At 65.1% G+C, this 18008-nt stretch carries 15 protein-coding genes; 4 read left to right on the forward strand and 11 right to left on the reverse strand.

Annotated features, from left to right (window positions below; translation table 11 throughout):
- Position 1: 1 nt before the first annotated feature.
- The 6 genes from CXR29_RS05935 to CXR29_RS05960 form a co-directional block, all read right to left on the reverse strand.
- A complete protein-coding gene (locus CXR29_RS05935) occupies positions 2-838 on the reverse strand; it encodes an ABC transporter ATP-binding protein (RefSeq protein ID WP_127364126.1) in 837 nt (278 codons plus the stop codon).
- Positions 835-1626, reverse strand: a complete 792-nt coding sequence (locus CXR29_RS05940) for an ABC transporter ATP-binding protein (protein ID WP_127364127.1) — start codon at positions 1624-1626, stop codon at positions 835-837. Before CXR29_RS05940 ends, CXR29_RS05935 begins: the two co-directional genes overlap by 4 nt.
- Complete coding sequence (locus CXR29_RS05945) at positions 1623-2555, reverse strand: ABC transporter permease (protein WP_127364128.1); 933 nt, start codon at positions 2553-2555, stop codon at positions 1623-1625. The genes CXR29_RS05940 and CXR29_RS05945 overlap by 4 nt, the downstream gene beginning before the upstream one ends.
- Complete coding sequence (locus tag CXR29_RS05950; RefSeq protein WP_241241608.1) at positions 2552-3664, reverse strand: ABC transporter permease; 1113 nt, start codon at positions 3662-3664, stop codon at positions 2552-2554. The genes CXR29_RS05945 and CXR29_RS05950 overlap by 4 nt, the downstream gene beginning before the upstream one ends.
- Before the next feature lie 2 nt (positions 3665-3666).
- The gene (locus CXR29_RS05955; RefSeq protein ID WP_127364129.1) at positions 3667-5232 is read right to left on the reverse strand and encodes an ABC transporter substrate-binding protein; all 1566 of its coding nucleotides are present in this window, start codon (positions 5230-5232) and stop codon (positions 3667-3669) included.
- Between the two features lie 212 nt (positions 5233-5444).
- Complete coding sequence (locus tag CXR29_RS05960) at positions 5445-6926, reverse strand: malate:quinone oxidoreductase (RefSeq protein ID WP_127364130.1); 1482 nt, start codon at positions 6924-6926, stop codon at positions 5445-5447.
- 64 nt (positions 6927-6990) lie between these two features.
- Between CXR29_RS05960 and CXR29_RS05965 the strand changes: the two genes are divergently transcribed.
- Positions 6991-7902 carry a LysR family transcriptional regulator gene (locus CXR29_RS05965; RefSeq protein ID WP_127364131.1) on the forward strand — a complete coding sequence of 304 codons (912 nt, stop codon included), beginning with the start codon at positions 6991-6993 and terminating at the stop codon, positions 7900-7902.
- A 3-nt stretch (positions 7903-7905) separates the two neighbouring features.
- Here the strand turns inward: CXR29_RS05965 and CXR29_RS05970 are convergent, their stop codons facing one another.
- From CXR29_RS05970 to CXR29_RS05980, 4 genes are all read right to left on the reverse strand, one after another.
- Complete coding sequence (locus CXR29_RS05970) at positions 7906-10041, reverse strand: iron ABC transporter permease (RefSeq protein WP_170286902.1); 2136 nt, start codon at positions 10039-10041, stop codon at positions 7906-7908.
- 3 nt (positions 10042-10044) lie between these two features.
- The gene (locus tag CXR29_RS17610) at positions 10045-10389 is read right to left on the reverse strand and encodes a TroA family protein (protein WP_241241609.1); all 345 of its coding nucleotides are present in this window, start codon (positions 10387-10389) and stop codon (positions 10045-10047) included.
- Positions 10390-10404: 15 nt separating this feature from the next.
- Positions 10405-11088, reverse strand: a complete 684-nt coding sequence (locus tag CXR29_RS05975) for an ABC transporter substrate-binding protein (RefSeq protein WP_241241610.1) — start codon at positions 11086-11088, stop codon at positions 10405-10407.
- Positions 11089-11193: 105 nt separating this feature from the next.
- Positions 11194-12018 carry an ABC transporter ATP-binding protein gene (locus CXR29_RS05980; RefSeq protein ID WP_164742783.1) on the reverse strand — a complete coding sequence of 275 codons (825 nt, stop codon included), beginning with the start codon at positions 12016-12018 and terminating at the stop codon, positions 11194-11196.
- A 123-nt stretch (positions 12019-12141) separates the two neighbouring features.
- Here CXR29_RS05980 and CXR29_RS05985 point away from each other — a divergent pair, with 123 nt between their 5' ends.
- Genes CXR29_RS05985 through CXR29_RS05995 form a run of 3 tightly spaced genes read left to right on the forward strand, consistent with a single transcriptional unit; the run spans position 12142 to position 16162 of the window.
- A complete protein-coding gene (locus tag CXR29_RS05985) occupies positions 12142-13275 on the forward strand; it encodes a metallophosphoesterase family protein (protein WP_127364132.1) in 1134 nt (377 codons plus the stop codon).
- Positions 13272-15875: an AAA family ATPase gene (locus CXR29_RS05990; RefSeq protein ID WP_127364133.1), complete on the forward strand. Its 2604-nt coding sequence runs from the start codon at positions 13272-13274 to the stop codon at positions 15873-15875. Before CXR29_RS05985 ends, CXR29_RS05990 begins: the two co-directional genes overlap by 4 nt.
- Before the next feature lie 53 nt (positions 15876-15928).
- Positions 15929-16162 (forward strand): hypothetical protein, encoded by a 234-nt coding sequence (locus tag CXR29_RS05995; RefSeq protein WP_101555120.1) that lies wholly within the window; start codon positions 15929-15931, stop codon positions 16160-16162.
- A gap of 99 nt (positions 16163-16261) precedes the next feature.
- Here CXR29_RS05995 and CXR29_RS06000 read toward each other — a convergent pair whose 3' ends face one another.
- A complete protein-coding gene (locus CXR29_RS06000) occupies positions 16262-17980 on the reverse strand; it encodes a class I adenylate-forming enzyme family protein (protein ID WP_127364134.1) in 1719 nt (572 codons plus the stop codon).
- Positions 17981-18008: the final 28 nt, after the last annotated feature.

An 18008-nucleotide genomic window follows, 5' to 3' on the forward strand; every position in this document is an offset into this window, starting at 1 on the left:
GTCAGTCGTTGCCCGGGATGATTCCCTTACCATCGACCTTGGGGATGGCGGCCAGCAGCTTCTTCGTGTACGGGTGCTGCGGTTCATTCCAGATCTGGTCGGTCGGAGCGACTTCGACGATGCGGCCGGCTTCCATCACTGCGACCCTGTCTGCGATATCGCGAACGACCGAGAGATCGTGGCTGATGAAGATCATCGAGGCGCCGGAGTCGATGGCGAGGTCGCGCATCATGCGAGCGATCCGCGCTTGGAGGAACGCATCGAGTGAGGCGATGGGTTCATCACCGACGAGCACTTTCGGACCTGCAGCCAGGGCACGAGCGATGGCGATGCGCTGCCTCTGTCCACCGGAGAACGAATGCGAATAGCGCTGTTCGGAGTCGGCCGGCAGGTCCACGGCTTCCAACAGCGATTCGACGGTCCACGTGCCGTCAGGGTTGAGGGCCAGCGCATCGTCGAGCTGGTCGCGGATCCGCCTGCGCGGATTGAGCGACGCGTAGGGGTTCTGGAAGACCATCTGAATGCCGAGCAGTTCCTTCGCTCTCTTCTTCAGCGCGAGCGCCCTGACCGGATGGCCGTCGAAGGTGATGGCGCCGTCTGCCGGCTTCTCCAGCCCGCAGATGAGTTTGGCCAGCGTCGATTTGCCGCAGCCGGATTCGCCGACGAGCCCGAGCACCTCCGAGCGACCCAGTTGCAGAGACACTCCGTTGACGGCGCGGAAGCGGCCGCCGCCGTCGAGTTTGTATTCGCATGCCACGGAATCGAGTTCGAGGAGCGGAGCACCTGCTGCGGGGGAGTGAGCGGTGGCGGCGGCCGGGGCCTGGCCGATCGACGTCATGGGGAGACCTCCGCTCCTGGCAGCGATTCGATGAGCGAACGCGTGTATTCGTGTTGAGGAGCGGTGATGACTGCCTCCCGTTCACCGGTTTCGACGACGACGCCGTTCTTCATGACGACGATGGTGTCCGCGACCGAGGACAGCACCCCGAAATCGTGGGTAACCAGGAGCACAGCGAGGTCGAGATCGTCGCAGAGTTCACGCAGCAGGCGGAGAATGCCTGCCTGAACGGTGACATCGAGTGCTGTAGTCGGTTCGTCGGCGATGAGGACCTTCGGGTCGCAGATGATCGCTGAGGCGAAAGCAATTCGCTGCAGCTGTCCGCCGGAGAACTGGTGGGGGTATTTCTTCACCGCTTCTTCCGGGTGCGGAACTCTGGTTCGGCCGAGTATCGCGACGGCTTTGGCCAGGGCAGCTTTCTTCGATACCTTCTGGTGGTGTCGAAGGTGATCGGTGATCTGGTCGCCGACGGTGAGCATGGGATGGAATGCTGAGGCCGGATCCTGGAAGACCATCGACAGCTGCACTCCGCGCAGGCGGTTGTGCTGTTTGGCAGGCATTCCCACCAGTTCGACTCCATCGAAGTCGATGCTTCCGCTCAGCTCCGCGCCTGTGGGGGAGAGTCCCATGATCGCCAAGCCGGTCTGGGTCTTGCCGGACCCGGATGCACCCGCGACGCCTGTGATGCGACCTGCTTCGAGGTCGAAGGAGACGTCCTTGAGGATATGAGTGGTCTTCTTCCCTGAGGTGACCGACAGATTGAGGTCTCTGATGCTGATCATGCTCATGAGGTCGTCTCACCGACTTCCTGGGAGGTATGCGGGTCGAGAGTATCGCGCAGACTGTCGCCGATGAAATTGAATGCCATGACGATGGTGAGGATGCAGAGTCCGGGGAAGAACGCGATCCACCAGGCCGCGAACTGAGAGACTCCTTCGCTGATCATCGCGCCCCAGTCCGGCGTCGGCGGAACGGCGCCGAGAGACAGGAACGACAGACCGGCCATCGTGAGGATCGCCGAACCGACATCGAGGGTGGCGAGCACAACGACTGGGGAGATGACGTTCGGTGCGATTTCGCGGGCCAGTGATCGGCCCGCACTGAATCCGAGCAGGCGTCCGGCGATGACGTACTCGCTGCCGCGCGCCGTCATCACCAGCGATCTGGTGACACGGGCGTAGGACGGCCACGAGACGAGCAGGATCGCGATGATCGCGTTCTTCAGCCCCGGTCCGAGGGCGGCTGCGATGACCATGGCGAGGATGATGGTGGGGAAGGCGAACACGAGATCGGCGATGCGCATGATGATCTCGTCGACAGCTCGACCGAAGTATCCGGCGATGGCGCCCAGCACCGAGCCCAGCAGTGCCGAACAGATGACGACGAACACCGCGGCAGGCAGGGTGGTGCGGGCGGCGACGAGGATGCGGGAGAGCACGTCCCGACCCAGTGTGTCGGTGCCGAGAAGATTCTCACCGTTGGGAGCCGACAGCCGCGGGAAGTTCTGCGCCAGAGGATCGAACGGGGCCAGCAGCGGTGCGAAGATCGCCACGATCAGCCAGATCACGAGGATCCCGGCCCCCACGAATCCCAGCGGAGTGCGCAGGGCCTTCGGGAAGCGGATCTGCCACCTCTTCCGTCCGGGGTCGACGGGATCGCGGCGGGCCGCCTCGGTGATGGGGGCATTGGTGGGCTGTTTCGGGGTGCTGATGCTCATCTCACCCTCACTCTCGGATCCACGAAGCCGTAGATCAGGTCGACGATGAAGTTCACGAGGATGTAGACGATGCCGATGACGAGGCCCACACCCATGATGACAGGCAGGTCCAATGTGGTTGCCCCGCGGTAGGCGTATTGGCCGAGTCCGTTCCAGGCGAAGACGGTTTCGGTCAGCACCGCACCGGAGAGCAGAGAACCGAACGCCAGACCGACGACGGTGATGATCGGGACCAAGGCGCCGCGGAAGATGTATTTGAAGACCACTGTCCGTGCCGGCAGGCCCTTCGCCTTGGCCGCAGTGACGTAGTCGAGCCGGATGATGTCGAGAACGCTGGAGCGGCTGAACCGGGTGAGCAGACCGATGGTGAAGAGAGCGAGAACGCACGAGGGCAGAACGAGGTGGCCCAGAGCGTTGGCGAATGTCGCCATCTGTCCCGCCAAGAGGGAGTCGACGGTGTAGAGGCCTGTCACCTTCGGCGGCGGGGTGATCCAGGGGTCGAGTCGTCCGGCGCCGGGGACGATTCGCAGCTGGAAGAAGAACACGAAGTAGGCGACGGTGGCGATCCAGAACGTCGGCGCCGAGATGCCGATGAGGCTGAGGGTGCGGATCGCGTGGTCGACGATGCTGTTCTGTTTGAGAGCGCTGAGCAGACCGAGCAGCAGTCCGAGGAGGACGGAGATGAGAATCGCTCCGATGCCGAGTTCGATCGATGCGGGGAAGACCTGACCGATCGAGGCGAGCACGGGCGTGCGGGTCTGGTTGGAGACGCCCAGATCTCCTTGGAGCAGATTGCCCAGGTAGGTGAAGTACTGGACGAGGAGCGGCTGGTCGAGGCCGAGCTTCTCCCGTGTCTGCGCGACGATCTCCGGATCTGCTGCCGCCCGGTCGCCGAGGATGGCCGCGACCGGGTCGGTGGGCACGAGGTTGGTGAGCAGGAACGTCACCACGGTCACGCCCCAGATCAGGATGATCGAGATCCCGATCCGGATGAGGATGAATCGGAGGAGCGGGTGGAGCTTCGGCGGTTTGATCCGCTGCGCCGCGTCCGCCTCACCAGAGACGGACGCGGCAGGAGCATCGTGCGGCGCTGTGGTGGCTTCCGCCATCCTCACTCTGCCTTTGCGAAGTCGAACGAGACGTCGGCGTTGGACACGAATTTCGTGATGCCCGAACCGACGGCGATGGTGCTGACCGGCTGGACGAGCGGGATCCACACCGCGGTGTCGGTGGTCGCCTTGAACAGCTTCGCGTAGGCGGCGTCGCGGGCATCGCCCTTCGCCTCGGCCGCTTCGTCCGCAAGTTTCTTCAGCTTCGGGTCGTCCTTCCAGTTCACGCGATCGGCGACGTCGCCGCCGGGAATGAAGACGTTGTAGTTCGTCGGATCGGGGAAGTCCGCGCCCCAGGTTCCGATGCCCATCGGCTGTTTGGCCGAGCGGAAGCCGTCGAGCTGAGTCGAGCTCGGGGCCGGCTTGAGGTCGAGGTTGATATCGGCCTCCTTCAGCTGTGCCTGCAGGGTCTCGGCGAGCTGCGCGAGGTCGACTCCGTTGACGGCCTGGTCACTCGAGTAGTGGAAGGGAACCTTCTCACCGTCGTAGCCGGCCTTCTTCAGCAGCTTCTTCGCCTTTGCGAGGTCGCGTTCGGGTGCTTGGTCCTTCGGGACGGCACCGACGAACTCGTTCGGTACGAGGCTGGCCATCCGCTGCGATCCCTTACCGGCGAGGTCGGTGAGCTTGTCGTAGTCGATCGCCGCCATGACGGCCTTGCGGAAGTCCGGGTCTGCTGCTGGGCCGCCGATCTTCTCATTCGTGTTGTTGAAGATGTAGAGGCTGCGAGTCGAGGGCAGGCTGGAGATCTTGCCCATCGACTCATCGATCTGCTTCGCCTGATCGGCGTTGAGGTCGAAGGCGACCTGCGCCTGACCCGACTGGATATCGGTCAGCTGCGTCTCGGCGGAGACATTGCGCAGCACCACTCGCTTGTACTTCGGTTCGGGACCGTTGTAGTGCTCGTTCGCGGTCAGCACGACCTGGCTGTCGGCGTCGTACTTCTCCACCTTGTACGGTCCCGAGCCCTGGGAGTTCTCATTGAGGAACTGTTCGGCACCGTCGTTCTCGTCCGTGGTTCCCTCGTTCTCCTTGACGACCTTCGAATTGACGATGCCGATCGAGGAGTTGGGGAGGATGTAGGGCAGTGCGGGGTTGGGTTCTGCGCTGGTGAGCGTGACCGTCTTGTCGTCGACCTTCTTCACCTTGACTCCGTCGAGGAAGAAGGAGGGGTTGCCTTTGATGCCCTGAAGACGTTCGAAGGAGAAGACGATGTCGTCGGCGGTGACGGGATCGCCGTTGGAGAATTTCGCGTCCTCGTCCTTGAGGGTCAGCGTCATCTCCTTGTCGTCCTCGGACATCTCGTACGAGCAGAGTCCGTCGGTCGGCTTGGTGAGGTCACCGTCCTCGAACTCGAGGGCCGTCTGGTAGATGGCGTTGTCGATCGTCGAACCGGTGAACTCGAATTGTCGATGGGGGTCGATCGTCTTGAGGTTGAAGGCGGTCTCGGCCACGATCGTGTCGCCGGCACCGCCGGCTTCGTCGGAGCCGCCGCCGCCGCAGGCAGCGAGCCCAGCGGTCAGTGCGAGGGTGGAGCAGATTGCGACGAAATTGCGGGTCAGACGCCTCATGTGTGATCTCCCTAACAGTAAGTGTTGTAAGTCACACTAGAGTTGAAATGCCCACCATGCAATTCAACCTGCCACAAAGATGGCTGAATTCCATTGTGCATTTCCGCCAACGTCTCGACCGGCGAGATGAGGCTCCTGATCTGCGGCTTCTGTCGGCCGTCGCCGTCCTCATCATGCGCCCGCCGAATACGCGCAGCGGAAGTCCGCGCGGGTCACGCGAGGCTGACCGGGGACAGCCCGAGCGCCTCGTCGGTGTCGCTCTGGGAGCGGGCGACCGCCTCGGCGGTCCAGTCGGTGCGGTCGAGGTCGGGGACCGCCTCGGTGATCTGTGACTTCCAGCCGCCGTGCCACTGGGCGGGGAAGGCCTGCGCGAGCAGGTCGAACATGATCGGCACCGCCGTGGATGCTCCGGGTGAGGCGCCGAGGAGGCCTGCGATCGAACCGTCGGCGGACACGACGAGTTCGGTGCCCTGCTGCAGGACGCCGATCCTCTTCGGATCCGGTTTGACCAGCTGCGCTCTCTGCCCGGCCGGCAGCAGGGTCCACTCGTTGCGTCGGGCCGACGGGACATAGCGACGCAGCTGCGTGAACTTCCGCGATGGGCTGGCCGCAAGCTCCTTGACGAGGAATGACACGAGGCTGAGGTTCTGCAGACCGGCCGCCGCAATGACGTGGAGGTTGCCCGGCCGGACGGTCGTGAAGAAATCCGAGAGGCGACCGTGCTTGAGCAGCTTCGTGCTGAAGGTCGCATACGGGCCGAACAGCAGATGCTCCCTGCCGTCGACGACTCTGCGATCCAGATGCGGCACCGACATCGGCGGGGCACCCACGTCGGCCTGACCATAGACCTTCGCATCATGCCGGGCGACGACCGACGGCGTCGAGCACCGGTAGAAGGCGGCACCGACCGGCAGAACCGCATAGCCGCGGACTTCGGGGATCTTCGCCTTCTGCAGGAGCCGCAGCGCGAAACCGCCCGCCCCGACGAACACGGTCTTGGCGTGCACGGCAAATGGTCCCGTCGGCGTCGAACCGCTGACCGTCCAGCCCGATTCGCGCGATTCGATCCCGGTCACTGCGTGACCCGTGCGCACCTCGGTGGACCCGATCCTCAGCAGCTGAGAGGACAGCGCCCCGAAATCGACGTCGGTGCCGCGCGGATGCCGCGCCGCCGCCATGGGTTCGTCGCTGTCGACGCGTCCCTCCATCGTCAGCGGAGCCCACAGGGCGATGGTGTCCGGGTCCTCCGTGTATTCCATTTCTGAGAACAGCGGATCGGCTTTGAGGGTGTCCACTCGGTGGCGCAGGTAGGCGACGTCTGTGTCGCCGAAGACGAGGTTCATGTGCGGGGCCGAACGGACGAAGTCCGCCGGGTCGAGGAGCCCGAGTCGGACGAGATGGGCCCACCACTGCCTGGTGAGGTGGAACTGCCCGGCGATCTCGGCAGGCTTCGCCGCGTCTGCCGGATCGGGCATGTAGTTGAGCTCGCAGTACCCCGAATGCCCGGTGCCGGCATTGTTCCACGGGTCGCTGCTCTCGCCGGCGATGTCCTCGGCTTTCTCCAGGACAAGGATCCGCAGATCAGGATCGAGCAGGGTCAGCATCGAGCTCAGAGTCGCTGACATGATGCCCGCACCGACGAGGACGACATCGGCATCCGGCAGCTGGTTGGTGTGCTGGGGGTTCGCAGTCATATTCTCACCATGCGCCGACAGGAATCATCCGTCCAATGAGCGATCGGATCTGTATGATCCGAATATGGAACGACCATCGGATTCCCGCACGGCTCCGCTGACGGCACTTCGCGAACTGGTCGAACTGGCTGATCAGGGCGGGCATCTGACCGAGGCCGCCGCCGCCCTCGGCATACCCCAGTCCACGATGAGCCGACGCATCCACGCCCTCGAGAGCCACCTCGGCGTGCCGTTGACCGTCCCGCGCGGGCGCGCCATCGGTCTGACGACGGCGGCACTGGATCTCGTGGCCGCGGTGCGTGCCCCGCTGACGGAGATCGATGCGGCGCTGGTCGATCTCGCCGAGGCGGCCGACCCCGAGCACGGAACGATCCGGTTCGGCTTTCCGCTGACGATGGGTGCCGGTGAGGTACCCGATCTGCTCGCGGCGTTCAATCGTGCTCATCCCGGGATCCGACTCGATCTCAAACAGGCCCACGGTGCCGAGCTCGTCGCTGATCTGCAGAGAGGCACCCTTGATCTGGCGATCATCATTCCGCCTCCGGCCGAGGTCAACCACGAGGTGCTCGCGCGGCAGACGATCATCGCGGCCCTGCCCGGTGTGCACCCGTTGGCAGGCGTTCGCAGCATCACCCTGGAGAGGCTGGCCGACGAGGAGTTCATTGCCACTCCTGCGAGCTACAATCTGCGGGCGCTGACCGACCGGTGGTGTCGGGCGAGCGGATTCGATCCGGAGGTGAAGATCGAGGTCACCGAATTCTCGACGATCCGCGAATTCGTCGGCCGCGGAATGGGTGTGGCGCTGATTCCGCCCGCGGTGCGTCCGGTCGACGGAATCACCGAGGTGGCCCTGGACGGGGCCGAATACGTGCGTGAGATCGCCCTGTGTTCGGCCGTGCGCCGGCCTGGCCGCGTCGTCGAGCGCCTGCGCGATTTCATCCGCGAGCACGCGGCCGCGTGGGCAATTGAGGGCTGATGCTCAGGCGCGGGTGCGTGCAAGCAGGTAGACGAAGTACGGGGCGCCGATGAGGGCGACGATGAGACCGGCCGGGATCTGCGCCGGAGCGATGACCGTGCGCCCCACGGCGTCGGCGACGACGAGGCCCACGGATCCGAGCAGCATCGCCGTGGGCACGACCCGGATATGACGGGCGCCGACCAGAGCGCGGGCAGCGTGCGGGGCGACGAGACCGATGAATCCGACGACGCCGACAGCCGATACGCTCACCGCTGCGAGCACGGCAGCGGTGATGAGCACCGCCAGGCGCACCGGTTCACGCGGAACTCCGACCAGCCGTGGGGTGTCATCATCAAGGGCGAGCAGGTCGAGCTCGCGCGTCCACACGAACGCCAACGGTACGGCGACGAGCAGGGTGAGGGCGACCGGTGCGATGTCGGCCCACGTCCGTCCGTACGTCGATCCGGACAGCCACGTGAAGAGGGCAGGCGTGTCCCAGGGATTCGCACGGACGAGGAACAGTGTGGTCAGCGCGGTGAAACCGAACCACAGGCCGATGCCGATGAGGACGAGACGATCCGTATTCATCCCGCCCCGCCACGACAGCCCGTAGACGATGGCGAAGGCGACCAGGGCGCTGACGATGCCGACTGCGGAGACGAGACCGACCCCGGCGCCGGGGATAAGGGTGACGACGATGACGGCTCCCAGTCCGGCTCCACCGGTGATGCCGAGCAGGCCGGGCTCTGCCAGAGGGTTGCGTGCACTGGCTTGGACGAGGGTGCCGGAGAGTCCGAGCGCAGCACCGGCCGCCAGGGCAGCCGCGACCCGTGGCGCCCGGGAATCGAAGGCGAAGTCGATGACGGGTGCCGCCCGGTCCTGGAACCACAGCAGCATATCGCCGAGGAGGTAGAACCGTTCCCCGGTGAGCAGACCGATCACGGCGACGGCGACGAGAACGACGGTGCCGGTGACGATGACGAGGCCGGCCCGTCGAGGACCGACCACCGTCGAATTCGCCGCCGAGGTGGTCGCCGCCTTTGATGCAGTGCGCATCGACCGCGCCAGCAGGACGAGGACGAGCGCCCCGAGCACGGTCGTCGTCACACCCGACGGCAGGGTGATCGCCTCGGTGGCGCCGACGATGGCGCGCAGCAGGGCATCGGCGACGATGGCGATGATCGCGCCGATGAGACCGGCGGCCGGAAAGAGCACGGCATGACGGCCGAGGCCCGGTACCACGCGGGCCAACAGCCTGGTGATGACCGGAGCGCAGAGACCGACGAAGCCGATCGGCCCGGCCAGGGTCACCGCAGTGGCGGTGAGCATGACGGCCAGCAGGATCCCGATGGCCCGGGTCGACCTGACCGGAACTCCGAGCACCGAGGCGGCATCATCGCCGAGACCGAGCAGATCCAGCCGCCTCGACAGCAGAATCGCGGCGCCGGCGATGACGGCGATGACCGGAATGCTGCGCAGGGCCGCAGTGCCGTCGAGCTGGTTGAGAGTGCCCGAGCCCCAGGAGAAGAGACTCGTCGTCTCTTCGGCGAAGAGGATGAGCAGAGTCGACGTCCCCGCCTGCAGCGCCATCGCCGTGGCCGTGCCCGCCAGCACGAGCCGAGTCGTCGAGGCACCTGCGCCTCCAGCCAGGCCGAGGACCAGGGCTGCGGCGAGCAGACCGCCGAGGAAGGCGACCCCGCCCGAGGCCCAGAGCGGAATCGCAATGCCGAAGGCGGTGACCACGGTGACGGCGAAGTACGCACCGCCGGTGACCGCCAGCGTGTCCGGCGAAGCCAAAGGGTTGCGTGCCAGCGACTGGAACAGGGCGCCGGCAACGCCCAAGGCGATGCCGACGAGGATGCCCGCCCCCACGCGCGGCAGCCGGGATCCCAGCAGGATGTCACGGGCACTGGGACCATCCTCGGCGGGGGAGAGGGTACCGGTCGCGGCCGTGAACAGCTCTGGGACACCGATCCCCGAGGTCCCCTGCGTGATATGCCATGCGGAGACGATGAGGAGGACGGCGACGAGTCCGAGGAGAGCGGCGAAGGTCGACAGGACGCCGACGAGACCGCGACCGCGGACGGGAACCTCGGTCGGTTCCGGTGCCGCGCTCGTCTGCTGGGAGGCGCTCGGGCGGGTCAGGGGAGATGCCACGGTCTACTTGGTCAGTGCGTCGACGTATGCGTCGAGGGCCTGTTCGGACGACTTGGGTCCGCCGAAGGTCCAGATCCCTGCGGGGAAGGCCGTGGTTCGGTCGTCCTTGACGGCGGGGATGTTCGCCCAGATGTCGTTCTTCTTCAGCAGCTCCACATAGTCCTCGGACTCGGGGTCCTCGGTCCCGGTGTAGAAGAAGTTCGCGTCACCGACCTTCGAGATGCCTTCGATATCGGTCTGGCCGAGTCCGTACGCGGGGTCGACCTCACCGGTCCACGCGTTCTTCAAGCCCAACTCCTCACCGAGCTCGCCGATAAGCGATCCCTGACCGAAGGGGCGCAGCGCCACATTCGAACCATTGACTCAGCCGTCGAAGTAGACGAATTCGGTGGTCGCTGGGTCCGCCTCGGCGATGGCCTTCTTCGATTCGTCGAGCTTCGCATCGAAGTCGCCCAAGACGGTTTCGGCGCGTTCGGTGCGACCGGTCGCCTCGGCGACGGTGGTGAACGTGTCCTTCATGTACTTGACGGGATCCTTGCCGTCGGCGCCGGCCATCGCCATCACGGGGATTCCATGGTCCTCGAGCTGACCGACGATCTTGTCCTTGCGGTTCGTCGTTTCGATGATGACGAGATCCGGATCGGCCGACAGGATCGACTCGACATTGGGTTCCTGGCGCGTGCCGACGTCGGTGGTGGAGTCGGGCAGCTTCTCTGCTGTGTCCCAGGTGGTGAAGCCCTTCGCGTCCGCGACGGCGGCGGGGTCGACGCAGAGGGAGAGGAGATCCTCGGTGTACTGCCATTCGAGCGAGACGACCTTTGCTGCCGGCTTGTCCAGTTCGATCTCGTGACCGGTGTCGTCGATGACCGTGACCGGATCCGCCGAGGTGGTGCTCGAGTCGTCCGCGCATGAGGCCGAGGTCTGTGACTTCGCATCGGCGGGAGCGTCGGTGTCGGTCGTCCCGCACCCAGTCAGGGCGAGTGCGCAGACCGCCGTCGCCGATGCGAAGGCGGCGAACGAGGTGCGCGACAGAGGAGTTGTGGTCATGGTCTTCTTTCTGTGGGCCGATCAGCGATCGGGTCTGGGCTGGTGCGATATCGGAGTGTGTACGTCAGAGGACGGGGTGTGAACAGCGGCGAGGGTGATGGGCGCTCAGAGGGCTGCGGCCGGGCGGCGGGTCCGTCGGTGGAGAGCCTCGACCCGGACCAATCCGGTGTCGGCATCGATGCGTGTCGCGATGGGCAGTCCGTAGACTTCGCTGAGCGTCTCGGCGGTGAAGACGTCCTCGCAGGTGCCGGCCGAGCGGATGCGGCCCTGCTCGAGCAGGACCACGTGGTCAGCGACGGTGGCGGCATGGTCGAGATCATGGAGGACGACGCCGACGGCGATGTCGTGGTCAACGGCGAGTTCGCGCATGAGGTCGAGGATCTCTGCCTGGTAGCGAAGGTCAAGATGGTTCGTCGGTTCGTCGAGCAGCAGCACACCGGTGTCCTGAGCCAAGCAGGTCGCCAACCATGCGCGTTGGAGTTCGCCGCCGGAGAGCTGGTCGACCGGGCGGTCGGCCATCGTCATGGTGCCGGTGAGCACGAGAGCGCGATCGATGGCAGCGCGATCGGCGTCGGTGAGCCCGGCGAAGCGCTTGCGGTGCGGGTGGCGGCCGAAGGTGACGATCTCACGGAGGCTCAGTCCCGACGGGTGCGGGCGTGACTGGGACAGCAGGGTGACGAACCGGGCGAATTCTCTGGCCGTGAGAGTGCTTGCCGGAGTGTCGGCATCAGCCTCGGTGATGACGACATCGCCCGAGGCGATCGGGTGCAGCCGGGCCAACGACCGCAGGACGGTCGACTTGCCCGACCCGTTGGGTCCGAGTAGGGCGGTCACCCGTCCCGGGACGATCGTCAGGCTCACGTCGTGGACGACCTCGGTGCGGTCGTAGCCCAGGCTGAGGCCGGTGGCAGTCAGTGCAATCGCGTTCACAAATGCTTAGCCTAACCTAAGTTCTGATCTGAGGGCATATATGTGGTGCAGATCACTCACGTCAGTGGCTGCCGATAGGGTGAACCCGCGACCGTAGGATGGGAACGAGACTAGGAGGAGCAGATGAGATTCATCGCCACGGGGGACTGGCAGCTGGGCATGACCGCGCACTACCTCAGCGAAGAGGCGCGCCCGAGATTCCACCGTGCCCGCCTCGACGCCGTGGCCCGCATCGGTGCGCTCGCCGCCGAGCAGAACGCAGAGTTCGTCCTCGCCTGCGGAGACGTGTTCGAAACGAACCAGCTCGATCGTGCCATCATCGCCCGCACCTTCGAAGTTCTCAACGCGTTCACGGTCCCTGTCGTTTTGCTTCCCGGCAATCACGACCCCTTGGACGCCGCGTCGATCTACGATTCTCAGGCTTTCTCCTCGCAAGTGCCCTCCCATGTGCACGTCCTGCGCAGCAGCGATCCGTTCACCGTCGTCCCCGGGGTCGACATCGTCGGCGCCCCTTGGTTCTCCAAGCATCCCCAGGGGGATCTCGTCGCCGCAGCGACGAATGACCTCGCCGAGGTGGCCGACCGTGACATCCGCATCATCGCCGGCCACGGAGCCGTGAGCGTCCTCGACCCTGACCGGGAGTCGCTGGCCACCATCGACACCGACCATCTGCAGGCTCTGCTCCGTGAGGATCGCGTCCAGTTCGTCGCGCTCGGTGACCGGCACGCGACCTACGAAGTCGCCGACCGCATCTGGTACCCGGGAGCACCGGAGGTGACCTCTCGACGTGAGACCGATCCGGGCAATGTGCTCGTCGTCGACATCGATGCCGACACCCACCGGGCCGAGGTCGAGAAGGTCCATGTCGGCACATGGGCTTTCACCGTCATCGAAGCCGACCTCAACTCCGCCGAGGATGTCGCCGCGTTCGAAGAGCGGATGAATGCCGTTCCGGACAAGGACCGCACAGCGGTGTGGCTGGTCCTGCGCGGCACTCTGCCGACGGCGGCGAAGGCCCGCCTCGATGAACAGCTCGACCACTTCTCCGACCTGTTCGCGCTCGTTTCCCTCTGGGAGCGGCACATGGACTTGGCTGTCGTCGCTGCCGACGACGACTTCGCCGATCTCGGACTGAGCGGATACCTGCAGGAGACCCTCGACGAGCTCTCCGCACGAGCCACAGCAGACGACGACTCAGCAGTTACGGCCCAAGACGCACTCGGTCTGCTCTTTCGATTCGCCAGGAGCGGTTCATGAGACTCCATTCCATCCGCCTCACCGACTACCGCGCCATCACCGACGCAACCGTCGACTTCAGTTCCGGGGTGACGATCGTCGAAGGTCCGAACGAGGTCGGGAAGTCCTCGATCCATCAGGCCATCACTCAGCTGCGCGAGGACAAGGACAGCTCTCGCAAGGCCAGTGTCAAAGACACTCAACCGGTCGGCTCCGACGTCGGCCCGCAGGTCGAACTGCATCTGAGCACCGGGGACTACGAACTCCGCTACAGCAAACGCTGGATCAAACAGCCCTTCACCGAGCTGAGCGTCCTCGCGCCCGTGCCCGAACAGCTCAGCGGCAGCGAAGCGCATGAGAGGTTCTTGGCGATCCTCGACGAAACCGTCGACGTCGACCTGCTCGACGCCCTCGACGTCGCTCAGGGCCGCAGCCTCGACCAGGCGTCCTTGGCTGAGATCAAGGCCCTGCACGGAGCTCTGGGCGATGCTGGGGAAGAGCCGGCCGACCACGATGTCTTCCTCGATCGGGTCGAATCCGAATTTCTGAGGTTCTTCACGGCCAAAGGCAAGGAGACAGGTGAGCTGCGCAGACTCACCGAGCAGCTTCCCGCCGCCGAAGAACAGTATCGTGATTTGGTGGCTCGCAGCGCCGACATGGACGCGCTCGTCGACCGACATGCTCGAGCAACTGAGCGGCTGAAGGGTGTGCGTGCCCAACTGGAGTCGGCCGTGACCGAACGCAAAGACGCTGAGGCAGCCGTGCAGGCTGTGTCCGGGCTCAAGACCGAACTCGACCGTGCGCTCGAACGCGCAAGCGCCGCGCAGAGAGAACGCCAGCGTGCCGAGGAGGCGCTAGACCGTCGCCGGGCACTCATCACCGAGGTGACTGCTGCTGAACGAGCGGTCAAGACTGCCGACGATACGCTCGAGAAGGTCACGACCGCACAGCGGGAAGAGGACTCGTCCCTTGCCGAGGCGCAGAAGAGCCTCGGGGCCAGACAGGCCGAACTCGCCACCGCTCAGGACGAGGCGAAGACTGCAGCCGCCGATCTCGCTCGGACTCGCGCTCGCAGTCAGGTCGACGCTCTGCGGAAGAGGCTGACCGACATCCGCGAGCAGGAGCGCAGAGGCGCCGAAGCGAGAGCGACGATCGGGTCGATCACTGTGACCGCGAAAGACGTGGAGAAACTCGCAGGACTGTTCACCGAGCTGCGCATTGCGCAGAACGCGAAGACCTCAGCTGCCGCCCAGATCATCGCCCGTCGCCTCGGCGACACCACAGTGTGCATCGACGGAACCGATGTGCCGAAGGACGTGGCCGAGGAATTCGCGGTCACCACGGACCTGCAGATCCATATCGACTCCGTTGTCGACATCACCGTTCGCCCCGGACAGTCTCCGGCCGAACTCGACCGGGCACTCGAATCCGCACGGTCCCGTCTCGACGCCGAACTCGGCCGCCTCGGCGTGACCACCCTCGACGAAGCACGCGAACGCAGCGAAGTGCGCACCGACGCCGAGGCTGTGCTGGCCGAGGCCACATCGACTCTTCGCGTGCTCATCGGAGACGACGACCGCGACGGACTCGATGCCGCACTGAGTCGAGCCGAACATGTGGCGGGGGACTCGGCTGATCCGAGCGGTTCCGTCGCGTCGATCGACGATCTCGAGGACAGGGTCGAATCGACGACGGCAGTCGTCGACGACGCGACTGCTCAGGTCGAGACGGCCAGGACCGCACTCGACCGCATCCGTGCTGACCGGGATGAGGCACGTGTGGCGGCCGTGCGTGCGCAGTCGACGCGTGAGCAGGCCGCGACGACGCTGCAGAACCTCAGCACCCGGCTCAGCACGGACAGGGAAGCGAACTCCGATGAGTCACTCGACGCAGCCCTGACTGCTGCTGCGGAGACGCTGACGCAAGTGGAAGACGAGGCCGCGGCCGCACGCTCGAAGTACGAGGCCGCCGACCCCGAGACCCTGGAGATGCGACTGCAGAACGCTCGCCAGCTCGTCGAGAGCAAGCAGAAGCAGCAGGAGAAGGACCGGCAAGAGGTCGACCAGCTCTCGGCACTCATCGACGATCGTGCCGCCGAAGGCATCTACGACAAGCTCAAAGCCGCAGAGCAATCCTTGGAATCTCTGCGTTCGCGGCTCTCCCGTCTGCAGCGACAGGCGAACGCGATCCGACTGCTGCGCGAGACCGTGCTCACCCATAAGGAAGAGGCTCAGCGGAGGTACGTCGCCCCGTTCAAGGAGGCGATCGAGAAGCTGGGGAGAGTGATCTTCGGGCAGGGGCTGTCGGTGGAGATCTCCGAGAATCTCGAAATCGTCTCTCGCACGCTCCACGGGCGCACCGTCGCCTTCGAGGCGCTCTCGGGCGGGACGAAGGAACAGCTGGCGCTCATCGGCCGCCTCGCCGTGGCCACGCTCGTCGACAGTGACTCCGGTGCCCCGGTCATCCTCGACGATGCCTTCGGTTTCTCCGATGAGCAGCGTCTGGCTGCGCTCAACGTCATCCTCGGCAATGTCGGGCGCAAGTCCCAGGTCATCCTGCTCACCTGTCAGCCCGACCGCTTTGCCTCCATCGGCGGTGCCGAAACCGTCAGCCTGAACTGAACCTCAGCGTCCCGCTTCGGCGTCGTTAAGGCACCATGCAGTAGCCTGAGGTGATGAGCGAGAAGACGTATGCCGATGAAGTCATCGTCCGCTGCTCCGGCGGCGGACACTACCGCACTCGTTGGATTCCTCTGGTTTCATTCAAATCGATCCGCTTCGGTGCCTACCGCTTCCAGCGTTGCCCGGTCCATGGCCGCTGGGAGATGGCAAGCATCGTCGAGGAAGCCGACCAGACTCCGGAAATCGTCAGCGAAGCAGACAACTACCCGGCATCACCCGTCCCCTGACGGACGCTGACGCGACCCGAATGATCGAGTTGCGGACGATCCGTGTCGAATTCTGCTGAAAATCCGGCACGAATCGTCCGCGACTCGAGGCGGCTGCCTTCAGTCGGCGGGACCCGCCGCTGCTCGGGCCGCCTGGGCGGCTTCGACGGCATCGGCGCGGATGGTCCGCCGCAGGATCTTACCGGAACTCGTCTTCGGCAGCTGATCGATGAACGTCACCCGGTGCGGAGCCTTGTAGGAGGCGAGCCTCTGTCGGCAGAAGGCGATGATCTCCTCTGCGGTCGCCTCGCCGGCGGGCTGCAGCGTGACGAAGGCCGCCACATCCTCTCCCCGGTAGTCATCGGGGATGCCCACGACAGCGGCCTCCTGCACCGCCGGGTGAGTGTAGAGCACATCCTCGACCTCACGCGGCCACACCTTGAAGCCCGAGGCATTGATCATGTCCTTCTTCCGGTCGACGATGAACAGCCACCCGTCCTCATTCATGAACTCCACATCGCCGGTGTGCAGCTCGCCGTTCGGGATCTGCTCGGCCGTTGCCTGCGGGTTGTTGAGGTAGCTGGAGACCACCTGAGGTCCGGAGATCGCAACTTCCCCGACGTCCCCGGGCCCCACCGGCTGACCGTCATCATCGAGGATGCGGATCATCACGTCTGCCTGCGGCAGACCGCAGGCGAGGTTCCCGCTGTCCGGGTCGACCGGGGCCTGGAATCCGTGCGGCACGGTGGCGACCTGAGCGCAGGTCTCCGACAGGCCGTAGCCCTGACCGACATAGATTTCGGCACGTTGTTCGAACTTATTCACCAGCCCCTCGGGTAGCGCTGCACCGCCGGACATGAGCGATTTGAAGGAAGCGAACTTCTCGGCGCTGAAATCCGGGTGGGCCATCATCGCTGTGTAGATCGTGGCCGGGCCGGCCATGTATGCAGGCTTCTCCCGTTCGCACAGGGCGATGAGCGAACCGGGCTCGAAACGGTAGTTGAGGATGAGACGGGCGCCGCCGGCGACAGCGGCAAGGAATTGGCAGATGAATCCGGTGATGTGGAACAGCGGCGCCAGTGAGACGTAGCCGTCGCCGGGGCCCAGTACCGGGTTGCGCAGGCAGTAGCGCGAATTGCTCGAGATATTCGCATGTGTGGCTGCCGCTCCCTTCGACCGCCCCGAGGTGCCGGACGTGTAGGCGATGAGCCCGAGGTCCGAAGGGGCGGGGGAGTGCGGGGTGAAGTCGGCATCGAGATTGCTCTGCACCGCGTCTGCGAATGCAAAGCGTCCCTCGGCCGGCGGCAGCTCGTCGAACCGCGGAAGCGAGTCGAACATTGCGTAGATCGCTTCGGGGCCGGCCGTCTGGAAGCTTCGGTCGTCGCTGAGCACGACGAGTGGCACGTCTGCCGTATAGTCCTTGACCCGATCGAGATAGGCGGCCTGAGAGACGATGAGTCCCTTGACTTCGGAGTCGGCGAAGATGTGCTCGAGCTCGCCGCGGTACATGGGGTTGAGGGGGACGACGGTGCCTCCGGCCTTCCAGATCCCGTAGGTGGCGATCACGAACGCGGGGGTGTTCTGGTCATAGATGCCGACACGGTCGCCGGGCTTGATCCCGTGGGCCGAGAGGAAGGCAGCGAAAGCCGTCGACCAGCGGTCGAACTCCGCCCAGGTCAGGGTGAATCCGTAGTAGGTGATGCCCTCCTCGTCGCCACGGGCGTCGACTGTGGCGGCCAGGTCGGCCAAGGGCGTCGATTCCGGCAGCACATAGGGCTCCTGAGCGAGATCACCCAAGGTGGTGATCCATGGGCGATCCTCAAACCAATTGTTCGTCATTGAACATCCTTTCGCAGGCGGTACCGGG

The organism is Brevibacterium linens (genome assembly GCF_003999335.1).
Taxonomy (GTDB): domain Bacteria; phylum Actinomycetota; class Actinomycetes; order Actinomycetales; family Brevibacteriaceae; genus Brevibacterium; species Brevibacterium linens.